At 43.4% G+C, this 12,628-nt stretch carries 11 protein-coding genes and 1 tRNA gene; 9 read left to right on the plus strand and 3 right to left on the minus strand.

What is annotated here, in order from left to right:
• The first annotated feature begins 85 nt into the window (after window positions 1–85).
• From umuD to R3D71_02500, 5 genes are all read left to right on the plus strand, one after another.
• Window positions 86–613 (plus strand): translesion error-prone DNA polymerase V autoproteolytic subunit, encoded by a 528-nt coding sequence (gene umuD, locus R3D71_02480; GenBank protein MEZ5690515.1) that lies wholly within the window; start codon window positions 86–88, stop codon window positions 611–613.
• A gap of 109 nt (window positions 614–722) precedes the next feature.
• Entirely contained in the window at window positions 723–935 is a 213-nt protein-coding gene (locus R3D71_02485; protein MEZ5690516.1) for a hypothetical protein, read from the plus strand.
• Window positions 936–976: 41 nt separating this feature from the next.
• Complete coding sequence (locus R3D71_02490) at window positions 977–2,104, plus strand: DnaA N-terminal domain-containing protein (GenBank protein ID MEZ5690517.1); 1,128 nt, start codon at window positions 977–979, stop codon at window positions 2,102–2,104.
• On the plus strand, window positions 2,086–2,478 hold the full coding sequence (locus R3D71_02495; GenBank protein ID MEZ5690518.1) for a DUF6362 family protein: 393 nt from the start codon (window positions 2,086–2,088) through the stop codon (window positions 2,476–2,478). The genes R3D71_02490 and R3D71_02495 overlap by 19 nt, the downstream gene beginning before the upstream one ends.
• A gap of 143 nt (window positions 2,479–2,621) precedes the next feature.
• On the plus strand, window positions 2,622–2,846 hold the full coding sequence (locus tag R3D71_02500) for a hypothetical protein (GenBank protein MEZ5690519.1): 225 nt from the start codon (window positions 2,622–2,624) through the stop codon (window positions 2,844–2,846).
• Window positions 2,847–4,390: 1,544 nt separating this feature from the next.
• Here R3D71_02500 and R3D71_02505 read toward each other — a convergent pair.
• The 3 genes from R3D71_02505 to rsmI form a co-directional block, all read right to left on the minus strand.
• A tRNA-Thr gene (locus tag R3D71_02505) sits at window positions 4,391–4,466 on the minus strand.
• A 121-nt stretch (window positions 4,467–4,587) separates the two neighbouring features.
• Window positions 4,588–5,943, minus strand: coding sequence for a C4-dicarboxylate transporter DctA (gene dctA / locus R3D71_02510; GenBank protein MEZ5690520.1), 1,356 nt, complete (start codon window positions 5,941–5,943; stop codon window positions 4,588–4,590).
• Between the two features lie 155 nt (window positions 5,944–6,098).
• On the minus strand, window positions 6,099–6,956 hold the full coding sequence (rsmI, locus tag R3D71_02515) for a 16S rRNA (cytidine(1402)-2'-O)-methyltransferase (GenBank protein ID MEZ5690521.1): 858 nt from the start codon (window positions 6,954–6,956) through the stop codon (window positions 6,099–6,101).
• A 132-nt stretch (window positions 6,957–7,088) separates the two neighbouring features.
• Between rsmI and R3D71_02520 the strand changes: the two genes are divergently transcribed.
• From R3D71_02520 to R3D71_02535, 4 genes are all read left to right on the plus strand, one after another.
• Window positions 7,089–9,800 carry a [protein-PII] uridylyltransferase gene (locus R3D71_02520; protein MEZ5690522.1) on the plus strand — a complete coding sequence of 904 codons (2,712 nt, stop codon included), beginning with the start codon at window positions 7,089–7,091 and terminating at the stop codon, window positions 9,798–9,800.
• 757 nt (window positions 9,801–10,557) lie between these two features.
• Window positions 10,558–10,893, plus strand: a complete 336-nt coding sequence (locus R3D71_02525) for a hypothetical protein (protein MEZ5690523.1) — start codon at window positions 10,558–10,560, stop codon at window positions 10,891–10,893.
• Window positions 10,820–11,878, plus strand: coding sequence for a hypothetical protein (locus R3D71_02530; GenBank protein MEZ5690524.1), 1,059 nt, complete (start codon window positions 10,820–10,822; stop codon window positions 11,876–11,878). Before R3D71_02525 ends, R3D71_02530 begins: the two co-directional genes overlap by 74 nt.
• 267 nt (window positions 11,879–12,145) lie before the next feature.
• Window positions 12,146–12,628, plus strand: coding sequence for a hypothetical protein (locus tag R3D71_02535; GenBank protein ID MEZ5690525.1), 483 nt, complete (start codon window positions 12,146–12,148; stop codon window positions 12,626–12,628).

Here is a 12,628-nt window from a genome sequence, read left to right on the forward strand (position 1 = left end):
TTGGTCTTTCCAATGCCTCTTGAATTATGTACAGTATTTTGTTATGTAGCGTCAACTGCATTGAAAACTTTTTAGGAGTGTTCACTTGTCTAAGCACACGCACGGCGGGAAACGCAAAGGCGCTGGCAGGCCAAAAGGTCAAGGAAAATTCGGCGAAGCCACCAAACCGGTACGCATACCTCTGAGCTTGCTTGGGGATGTGTGCCAATATGTGAAAAATCGTGGCTACAAAGTGCCGCTTTATGCGTCGAAAATTCCCGCAGGCGTTCCCACGCCGCTGGAAGATCATCTGGAAGATACGATTGATGTGAACGAGCTGATCATCAAAGACCCGGATTGCACCTATCTTGTGCGCGTGTCGGGCAACTCGATGATTGATGCAGGCATTCGTGAAGATGATGTGCTGGTGGTGGATACCGGCAAACATCCTGAGCATAAAGACATTGTGATTGCTTCCGTTGATGGTGAGTTAACCGTCAAACGCTTGTACCGGCAAAATGGCGACATCATGCTGGTGCCAGAAAACTCTGATTATGAGCCACGCCTGATCAAAGAAGGTGAAGAACTCAACGTGCTGGGCGTGGTGACGTTCATCATCCATCCGGCATCTTAAGCCCTATCTCGGCTCCACCTCAGCCCTAAGCGACACCTAGGCGAGCCCCACGCCAGCCCACCCATTTGTCATGCACCTTCTGTCCGAACAGTTCGAACAGGAGGCAACCATGAACGATTCACCCACACCTATCTCTGCTTTTGATGAAATCTGTCATCTGACGGAACAGACCATGCGCCGCATGGATTTGGACGAACTACGAGCGCTTAGAAAGCAGGCCAGTCGGGAGCAGCAAAAGTCGCTGCTGGCGATCCGCGCACTCACCACCATCATCAACGAAAAAACACAGGCGCAGGGCAATGAAGATGCCAGCAGCGCATAGGGTCGCTCATGTCAATCGAATGGTACAGGGTTTATCACGGTATGCCAGAGGACGCTAAACTTCGGGTGATTGCCAAACGCAGCGGCCAGCTGATGACGCATGTTGTCACGGTGTGGCTGTGCGTGCTGGATGCCGCATCCCGTCACAAAACACGCGGCACGGTGGAAGTGGATTCCGAGCAGATTGCAGTGGTGCAGGAGATTGACCAGCGCATAGTCGAATCCATCCTGCATACCTTCTACGAGAAAGGCATGATCAGTGAGGATCACCGGCTGGTGGGCTGGGACAAGCGGCAATATGCCACCGATGCTGAGCGTGCGAAGAAATACCGGGACGGCAAAAAACAGTCTGACACGGAAAGTAACGCAGCGTCACGCGGCGTCACGAACGGTAACGCGAAAACACACAAAAACGACAAATCGGCACCAGATACAGATAGCAGAGTACAGACTACAGATTCAGACACAGAAAACAGAAAAACAGATAAAAAAAGCAGAAAGAGAGAAGAAAAGAGAGAGTCCGAGAGAGAAAAACAGCAGATCAGTGGAAAAACCCAGAATAAGATTCTGGCAGAGATGCTCGACATCTGGAACGAGCATGTGCAGAGCAAGCTCACCAGAGGCCACAAGGCGATCCTCACCCCCAAACGCAAACAGCTGATCACCGAACGCTGGCTGGAGGATTTCCAGCAAGACATGCGGGCGTGGCGTTACTACTGCGAAGTGATCGGCAATTCGGATTTTTGCCTCGGCAAGCTGGAAGGCAAAGGCTGGACGATTGATCTGACATGGGCGGTGGAGTCCAGTGAGCATGTGGCCAAAATCTTAGAGGGCGGATTCTCTGGCGGCAAGCATCCCTCCAAACCCTCGGTTTGTCATGTGCCGGAATTGAAGGACGCATGGGATCAAGTGCTTGCCGCCTTTGCAGAGAAGCACACCTCGCAGGCCTGTCGCAGCTGGCTCGGCAATACCGCCATCACCCACAAAACACCGCACCCGGATGGGGCAATGGTGACGCTGGTCTGCGCGTCGCGCTTTTCCAAGGAATGGATCACCAAACATTACCTCGCTGACCTGAATCGCTGGTGGGCAGAGGTCACGGCAAATGACGCCCGCGTCACGGGCATGGAACTGATCATGGAGGGCGAGTCATGCAAAAATGGACAATGAATGATGTGGCCGAACGCTTTGAAGAAGCGGTGTACACACTGAAACGCCTGCCGCCGGTGCGCGTGCAAGGCTACTTCAACGCATGGCCGGAAGTCGTGCGTACCACGATGGAAATCTTGCAAGCAGAGCCTGACCCGTTCCGCCTCGGACCACCTTCGGCAGCCGCCATCAGTCGCATGGAAGAATGCCTCGGCTGGATATTCTGGCTCGATAGCGAAGATGAACGCCGCCTGATCTGGCTGAAAGCGCACCGCGTGCGCAACCGCCAAATCTGTGCGCGGCTGGGCTGCGGGCGCACCAAGGTCTGGCAGATGTGGTCGGTGGCGCTGATGAAGATCGCCGTGCGCCTGAACGCCAAGCAGGAAGGGCGTTAGAATGATCACGCAAAAAAACACTAAACAGAGTGAACAATTTCTGATATATGTACACATATCATCGCGAGAGGTGCGCCAAAGCGCCTTTTTAGAATCCGCGAGATTTCCCTTACCTATATCGCCAGCTTTGCGCGAGGCTTGAGATGATCACCGATCTCACGCCATACCGTAAGCATGTCGATCAGTTCGATCTGAGCGAGCAAGAAAAGCTGGAATTGGTGAACGCTGTTTGGATGTTGGTCGAAAATTTATACGATCATCAGCTTGGCATTAACCAGCTGCTTTTACTGGATAAAAAGGCTAAAAACAGCGTTGATTGCGAAGTGCCACCTGTTATCGTTGACGAAGTAAACCCTTCTGAAACATAGGAAATGGAGGCATCGCATGAACCCAAAAAAGAAGGCAACCAACCAGGCAGTCATCTACTGCCGCGTATCATCACCCGATCAGGTTAAAAACGGCCACGGGCTAACATCACAGGAAACACGCTGCCGCGAGTTTGCGAAATTTCGCGGGATTGAGGTAATCAAAGCATTTCATGAGGAAGGCATCTCCGGAAGCCTGATTGACCGACCAGCCATGACGGAAATGCTAACCTTCCTGCGACAGGAGAAAAAGAAAAAGCGTGAAGTGATCGTGCTGATTGATGACATCAGCCGCCTTGCCCGAAGTCTGAAGGCGCATATTGAATTGCGGATGGAAATCCAACATGCTGGCGGCACATTGCAATCACCCTCGATTGAGTTTGGCGAAGATTCTGATAGCCAGTTGGTAGAAAACCTTCTCGCCAGTGTATCGCAGCATCACCGGCAAAAGAACGCCGAGCAGGTAAAAAATCGGATGCGGGCACGGATGCTTTCTGGCTATTGGATTATGCGTATGCCGAAAGGCTACAAAATGGAAAACCTGCCAGAGCATGGTAAGGTGATGGTAAGGGATGAGCCTTTAGCATCTATCATTCAGGAGGGTTTGGAAGGGTTCGCGCTTAATCGCTTTGGGTCGGTGGTGGAACTGAAGGCCTTTTTTGAGATGCAGCCTAACTTCCCACGCGACAGTAAGGGGCGAGTGCATTTTCAACGCGTGATCGACATGCTGAACCAACAGCTTTATTCGGGCTATTATGAATATCCCAAATGGGGGATTGGCCTAACACGCGGAAAACATGAGCCAATTATCAGTTTTGATATTTACAATCGGATTCAGGATAAATTGCACGAACGTGAGAAAGCGCCTGCGCGGCGTGACATAAACGAAGATTTCCCGCTGCGCGGCTTTGTAACATGCGCCTGCTGCGGCTTACCATATCGTGGCAACTGGTCAGTAGGACGTGGCGGTCGATACGCCTATTATCTCTGCCAAACCAAAGGATGTGAGTTTTATGGCAAATCCATCAAGCGGGATATGGTGGAAGAAGAATTCGAGGATCTGCTGAAAAAGATTACACCATCACCGGCGATGGTGAGGCTAGTCGAGGATATAGTAGAACAGGCACGGGACATTAAACTCGGCAGCTACGAAGAAGTCGTCGGCGGTCTGAAGGATGACCGCAAGAACCTTGATCGAAAAATCCAACAATTCTTGGATCGAATTGTGACTACCGATAGCGCCACATTGGTTGCCACTTACGAAAAACAGATCAAGAATCTGGAGCACCGAAAGGCTCTGTTGGAGGAGAAAATCGAAAAATGCGGTACGCTGGATGACAGTTTCGAAAAGGTCAATAGAACCGCGATGGATTTTCTGGCAAACCCGCACAGATACTGGCGTGTAGCGGATTTAACGGGAAAAAGAATCCTTCTCAAGGCTACTTTTTCACGGCAGGTGTCCTACAAAAAAGGCGAAGGATATAGAACCCCGGATTTATCGCTCCCTTTCTCGGTTTTAAGGGAGTTTTCGGACAATGAGTCCGGTTTGGTGCCGCTTAAGGGACTTGAACCCCCGACCCCATCATTACGAATGATGTGCTCTACCAACTGAGCTAAAGCGGCATTATCAAATATCATAAACTTCTATAGATGCTTACTTATAAGATATAATAATTTCAATATCATTATTAATTATATATACAAAAAAGCCCCGTATTTCTACGAGGCTTTGTGGTTTAAGATATTATCTTTCTAGTACCTCAAGGTCTGGCTTTACTTTTTTATTAAGAATATCTCTGGCTAACTTATAATCAAGAGCATTCTCCCACTTGGCGACAACAATTGTTGCCACTGCGTTACCTATCATATTAATAATAGCTCTACCAGTAGACATAAATCGGTCAACCGCGAAAAGTAATGCCAAGCCAAGTGTTAGATTTTCTTGAGACACTACATTCATAGAGGCGAGGGTTGCGGCAAGTACCAAAAACGCGCTTCCAGTAACACCAGCCGCTCCTTTTGAGGTTATAAGCAAAACCCCAAGTAGAGACGCTTCCTGCCAGAAGGTTATTGGCGTATCGGTAGCGAAAGTAATAAACAACGCACCCATAATAAAGTATAGCGAGGAACCATCTAGGTTAAATGAGTAACCGGCCGGAATGGTAAGTCCCACAACTTTCTTGGAACAACCAAGAGCGGTAAGCTTTTCCATCATTCTAGGAAGTACGGTTTCTGAGGAGGAGGTGCCAAGCACGATAACTATCTCAGAACGTATATATCTGATTAGTTTCCAGACGCTCAGTTTACAATAGAAGCGCATTACTGGGTCAAATATAAACACAATAAACATAAATCCAGTCATGTAGAACAGAAGAACTAGTTCTCCTAAGTCTCTTAACGCTCCAATACCAAATTTGCCTATGGTATATGACATAGCGCCAAAAGCACCAATTGGCGCGAGAAGCGTTACCATATCGACCATCTTGAATAACACATGGGAGAAGCTTTCAATAAGGTCATGCACGACCTTTCCTCTGCTTCCCATCTTGGTAAGAGCCACAGAAAATAGCATCGCTATTAATAAAACTTGTAGCAGATTACCGTCAGTAAACGCACTAACCATAGTATGCGGTATTATATCAAGTAGGAAATCAACCGTACCTTTAAGCTGTTTACCTTCCATGCTTGATTGAATACTGCTGGTATCTACACCAGAATTAGCGGATATATGCATTCCGTTTCCTGGTTCAAATGCAGAGACTACTATCCATCCTATAACAAGAGCGATGGTTGTCACTATCTCAAACCATATGATAGCTTTCGCACCAACCCTACCAGCTTGTTTTACATCGCCCATACCAGCCATACCACTTACAATGGTACAGAAAATAATTGGGGCGATAAGCATTTTTATCAAATGGATAAAAGCATCACCAAGTGGTTTCATAGCTGCTGCTTTTTCCGGTGCTATAACCCCAAAACATATTCCCAAAAAAATCCCGAACAGAACTTGGAAGAACAAAGACTTGAACAAAGGCTTTTTCTTAGCTGGTTTAGCTGTAGGGTTTTTAGATATTTTAGGCGCTATAGTATCCGTCATAATCAACTCTCGTTTTTCTGAATTATTACTTTTTTATTTTATAAGACGGTAACGTTTAGGGGAAAATTAATCAAATGACCAGCTAAAATCGCAACGACGCCATGCAATTTTTGCATATAATAGGATTTCTTTTTGATTTTTCAGAATAAAACAATTTATGAATTTTTGATTTTTAGTGTTTTCTCATATATAATTTTCCGTGATATACCAGTTTTTTCTACAACTATTGCCACAGTTTCTTTTATAGATTTTGTTTGCAGAATATTTTTTATCTCATTTTCAATTTCTTGAGAGTCATTAATTAGTTTATTTGAATTAGGAGGGGATATTAAAATTACTATCTCGCCTCTTGGCGCGCCGTTACTTTCTATATCGGTCAAAATTTCAGATAAAGTACCTCTTTTATTTTCCTCGTATAATTTGGTAAGTTCTCTGGAAATCGCTGCTTTCCTATCACCGAATATTTCATTCATAATATTTAAGGTTTTTACAAGTCTGCGCGCTGACTCAAAGAATATCAGAGTCGCCGGTATTGACGTAAGGTTATTTAGATGTTTTTTAAGAGCATTTTCCTTATTTGGCAAAAATCCACCAAAAAAGAATTTATCGGTGGGAAGACCAGAAACACATAAAGACGTAATTACACTGGAAGCTCCGGGTATAGCGGTGATATATATGTTATTTTCAATCGCTTCTTGTATAAGTCGGTATCCCGGATCCGATATTAAAGGAGTTCCAGCGTCAGAAATAAGCGCTACCCTTTTTCCTTCATTAATGGCGTGTATTATTTTATCTTTTTGTTTGCCGGCGTTATGGTCATTATAGGAAATGAGTTCTTTCTTTATTCCATAATGGCTTAGCAGCTTCCCACTTACTCTTGTATCCTCGCAGGCTACTAAATCCACTATTTTCAATATGTTTATTGCCCGTAACGTTATATCTTCCATATTACCTATTGGGGTGGATACAACATAAAGACCGGCGGGATTCACTTGTTTTTCTGTCTTGTTCATTCTTGAAATTATTGTTTTTAATAATAAGACATATGATTCTACGATATTGTATAATATAATTACAATGTGTAAATCTTTAAGAAATATAACCTATTATCCTTTATACAGCTTTATCATGAGAATTATAACTAAATGTCTATAAAACCAATACCCGTAAAAGCTAAGGAGCGATTAAAGCAAAAGCTACCATCTCTTAACGAGACATTAAGAGAGTTATCTGTTTCTTTGCCAGATAAGCGAGAGCATGCCCTAGAGATATGTAAGAAATGGCTGGAGGAAAAAAATAATTTTATTAAGAGGGAATTTTTAGAATCAGGCAAAGTTACGGTTCTTTTATCGCGTAATACTAAACTTATTGATGAGCTTCTCATATCAATTTTTAGTCTAATATCAGCTGATAAGGAGCAAATGGCGATAATCGCTGTAGGTGGTTATGGTCGTAGTGAAATGTTTCCTTACTCAGATGTTGATCTATTATTTCTATATAATGATGGCAGTAGGAAACAGTTATCTTATATTGCTGAGTCCATACTATATATATTGTGGGATCTTGGATTTAAGGTTGGTCAATCTCATCAGACCATAGAAGAAGCTCTGGAATTCGCTAAAGATGACATAACTGTCCGTACTAACATGCTTGATTCTCGCTATGTGGTTGGTAACAAAGATATATTTTCCAGTTTTTACGCTAGGTTTGATAAAGATATAGTAGAGGAAAATATTTCTGAGTTTATTGAGGCAAAACTTGAGGAGCGTGAGAAAAGGCATCAGCATTTTGGTGATTCCCGTTATATGTTGGAACCTAATGTTAAGGAGGGTAAGGGTGGTCTTAGAGACACTCATACGCTCTGGTGGATCATAAAAGCCGCTTATTCTCTGTCCAGTAATCAAGAAATGGTAAAACGTGGCTTGGTAAGCCGTAAGGAATATAGAGATTTTGAACATGCTCGTGTTTTTTTATGCCGTACCCGCGCTCATCTGCATTACATAGCGGGACGTATGGAAGACCGAATTACTTTCGATTATCAACACCGCCTCGCTGAGGCTATGGGATTTTCTCATCCGCTTATCAACCGTACCATTGAGCGTTTTATGCGTCGTTATTTTGTGGCGGTACGTACTATCGGTAGTACGACTAGGATTTTCTGCGCTCTTTTAGAAGATAGTAAAAAACGTAAATTACGGCGTAGAAGATTTACCAATCTCTGGCGATCATCATGGGTTTTAGGCGATTTTACGGTTGATGGCGACCGACTCAATGTCCGTGATGAGGATTTGTTTAAGAAATCTCCTATTTCCATGATTGAGATATTCCGCACAGCCCAAATAAATGATTTACATATTCATCCCAAAGCGCTGCAACTTATTTCTTATGAGTTGCCTAGAATAGATCATGAACTTAGAAATGATAAAAGATCTTGTGATTTATTTCTTGATATATTGCTTTCACCTAAAAGGGCTGAAGGCACTTTAAGAAATATGAGCGAAGCGGGAGTTCTTGGAAGTCTAATACGTGATTTTGGCCGTATTATTGGGCAAACTCAGTTCAATATGTATCATGTATATACGGTTGATGAGCATACTTTAGTCGCTATTGGTATATTGCATGACATAGAAAATGGAAAATTAAAAAAGGAATTGCCACTGGCAACGGATGTTTTTTCCCGTATCCGCTTGCGCAGAGTTTTATATCTAGCTTTATTCTGCCACGACATAGCCAAGGGCAGAGGCGGCGATCATTCACGTTTGGGTGAAAAAGTTGGAATAAGGCTCGCTAAAAGATTTGGTTGCTCACCTGAGGAAGTGCGTACTGTCGGTTGGCTAGTTCGCTACCATCTCCTTTTTAATAAGACCGCTATTAAGCGTGATATAAATGACCCAAAAACAGTAGAGGATTTTGTCGCCACTGTTCAAACTCCCGAAAGACTGAAATTGCTGCTTCTGCTTACGGTTGCTGATATAAGAGCGGTAAGTTCGGTAGCGTGGAATGATTGGAAGGGTGTATTGTTGCGTGAACTTTATGAGCGTGCTGACAGCTTCATGGGTAGCGGTAAAATAGAGTTAAGACCACAGCAAACTGATAATTTTCGTGTTGAGTTATGTGATAATCTGGAAGGCTGGAATAGGCAGGATGTAGATAATTATTTGGCATTGGGCGATGCTAGTTTTCTAGTAAATTTTGAGCTTTCAAGGCATATAGCGATAGCTTGTATGGTGCGTAAGGCTGAATCTATAGAAAGACCTATATTGCTTGATATACGCCATAATTATGAGCGTTCTTTTACCGAAATAGTGTTATGTACTAATGACCAAAAAGGTATTTTCTCAAAAGTAGCGGGTGCTATGTCATTAGTTGGCGCTAACATTATAAACGCTAAGATATTTACCTTAAAAAACGGCATAGCGATAGAATCATTCTGGATTCAGGCCGCTGGAGGCGTGGTTTTTGACCGTACTGGCAAACTTGATAAAATGTCATCATACATAGAACAGTCATTATTTGGTGAATTTGATATGTCTGAAGCTTTTAATAAATACACTCCAGCATATATACGTTCACGGAGCAAAGCATTGCCTATCGCTGGTCAGGTTTTGTTTGATAATGAGGCCAGTAACTTAAATTCTCTCATAGAGCTTACCTGTAGAGATCGTGTTGGATTGCTTTATGATATAACTAGAGCCATCGCTGAGCTAAATCTTTCCATAGTAACCGCTCATATATCTACTTATGGTACGCAAGCGGCTGACGTATTCTACGTGAAAGACAATTTTGGTTTTAAGGTAACCCATAAGGATAAGATTAACCTTATAAAGGAAAAATTGCTCTCAGTAATTAATGGATAACTTTGGGGATTAGGGTACAATAAGCACGACCAGCAGGTCGTGCCAGCCCTGAGCCTGTCCTATGTGAAAGACAGTAGTCTTTCACGGGGACGAAATATACAATAACCCCTCACCCTAACCCTCTCCCAAAGGGAGAGGGGATATTCGTAAAGATGAGGAACAAGAAACTCGGTCAGTAGACCGAGTGAGCCATCAGCCAGCGAAGCTGTATCCCATATGAAAATCAGTAGATTTTCATGGGGATGAGACATAAATAATTTCCAGTAGACCGAGTGAGCCATCAGCAATGCCTCATGGTATTTCCAGTAGGAAATACCGGGGGCGAATATAGAAAATACCCCTCACCCTAACCCTCTCCCAAAGGTAGAGGGGATATTACATGATTAAAAACTACTCCCCCCTTGCGGGGGAGCACGCGAAATCAAGTGGAAACGCAGATTGAGCGGAGGGGGGTAGAATAGTAGACAGCCATATACACCCCCCACCAAAAATTGAATCATTACTTTCTTCAATTTTTGACTCCCCCGCAAGGGGAGAGTGGAGTAATAGCAGTGGGTTGGGAATATCTTAGCCATAGCTCAGGTTAGGGAACAATAAGCACGACCAGCAGGCTGTGTGAGCCTTCAGCCAGCGAAGCTGTATCCCATATGAAAATCAGTAGATTTTCATGGGGATGAGATATAAACAATTTCCAGCAATGAATTGAAGAATTGATAAAGCTAGTATAAAATCAATATAAAATAAAGGTAGGTTTTACATGGATTCTAATAAATATAACGATGTAGCTAAAGAATTTATGGAGCTTTGGCAAAAGCAGATGACATCGGTAATGGGTGACAAACAGTTTATCCATGCTATGCTGGATTTTTTTCATAATTTGCAAACAACCGCCGAAAGTCAGACCCAAAAAAATAATGACAACAAATCTACCGACACTTCCGATACATCTGATGCTCAGCGTAGGGTGCTGGATGAGCTCACATTTCGCCTTGCAATGTGCGAAAAAAGGCTCTCAGATCTTGAAAAGGGAAAGCATACTACCAGAAGAACTACAAAAAGCGGTAAACGAGGAAGCAAAAAACCGGATAAGTAAAATGCTTTCCGGTGTTTTGCGTTACTACGATACAGCTTACGAGAGAAATGTGCCAGAAGTTCCAGTAGTGTGGAGTAAGGGTAGTGCTCGGTTGCTTGATTATGGTTGCCGTGTTAAAAACATAAAATCGGTAGTGCTGTTTGTCCCGTCTCTCATTAACCGCTATTACATTCTTGACCTAGAGGAAAAAAGAAGCTTTATGCGTTATCTCGCCTCTGAAGGTATATACCCTTTATTACTAGATTGGGGAGTGCCAAGCGACGCGGAGAAAGACTTTAACTGCGCTGATTATGTAACTGAGATACTATGTCCTACCATTGATTTTATCAATAAAATATCAGGTAGTATTTCAATAGCTGGTTACTGTATGGGTGGAGTTCTAGCACTAGCGGCAAGTAAAATTGTCAGAAAAAAAATCTCCTCACTAGCTCTGCTCGCTACCCCTTGGGATTTTCATTGTCCGCAGTTCAAGCCTTTTATATTAGAAGAAAAATGGCAGAAAGAGATGAATTCGCAGATAGATAAAAATGATTTTCTTCCCGCACAGATAATCCAGTCATTATTTTATCTTACTGATCCATTTGTTTTTGAGCATAAATTCTGCCGTTATTCAGATCTCGCGGAAAACGGCGCGGCGGCTAAGGAGTTTGTCGCGCTTGAGCATTGGGTAAATGATGGTGTCCCGATGACGGCAAAAGTAGGGAGTGACTGTCTTGTTGGCTGGGCGCAGCGTAATGCTTTAAGTAAGGAAGAGTGGCTGGTATCAGGGAAGAAAGTCACTCCGCCATCTGCGTCTCTGCCCACTTTTATCGCCATACCAAAGAATGATAATGTAGTGCCTTATGAATGCGCTATGCCGCTTGCTAGAAAATGCCCGAACGCTCATATAATCCGCCCAAAAACTGGTCATGTCGGTATGGTAGTTGGCAAAAACGCCAAAAAAGAACTATGGGAGCCTTACACAGATTGGCTTTTGAGTGTTTAGTAATGTTCATAATGTTGAATTATAGCAATTTGCATGGTTAATCATGTAAATTGCTATGAAAGGCGACTCCGAAAGAGTTGACTTTCCGCCACGTAGTGAGCGAAATAAAAAATTAAGATTAATCTTAATTTTTCAAATTATTATAGACTGTATTTTTGCTGTAACAGTCATGTCACGCAAATGTAACAATAACACTCTTGATTACTGCGCTTATAATAATTAATATTATTACTAATATTTAAGTTTATTGCATTTGCTGGAGGTTTTATGAGTGATTTAGAGAAAAATGCAGGGGGAGCGGAAAATCTTGAGTCCACACTGCCACCTCCTAAAACTACTATGGAAGGAGTTGTTGATAGTAATATAGGTCGTAGTTCAAGAAATGCTGTGCTAGTTGGAGCTATTACTACTTTATCTTCTGGAGCTGCTGATTTGCATAAAAATCCTCTACCAACCTATGATAAAACCCCTCAGGAAGCCGCCGCTCATAATGTGGCAAAACAGCTTGACGTAAAGAATATGACTCCTGAGGAATTCGCTAAGGAACATTCCAAGAGGTATCCGCAAGCCCTTAAGAAAGAAGAAGCTGCAAGAAGAAAACCGATTATAGATAAGGTTGCAGATGCTGGTAAGGTTGGCGCTTATGGGACAACTCTAGGCTTTGGAGCTTCGTTACTAGGTGGTTTTGCTGGAAGACGTCGCAGGGAAATAGAAGAAGTTAAAAGCGAAAATCCTCATGGCAGGGGTTAA

The sequence above is a fragment of the Rickettsiales bacterium genome (assembly GCA_041396965.1).
Lineage (GTDB): Bacteria > Pseudomonadota > Alphaproteobacteria > Rickettsiales > SXRF01 > SXRF01.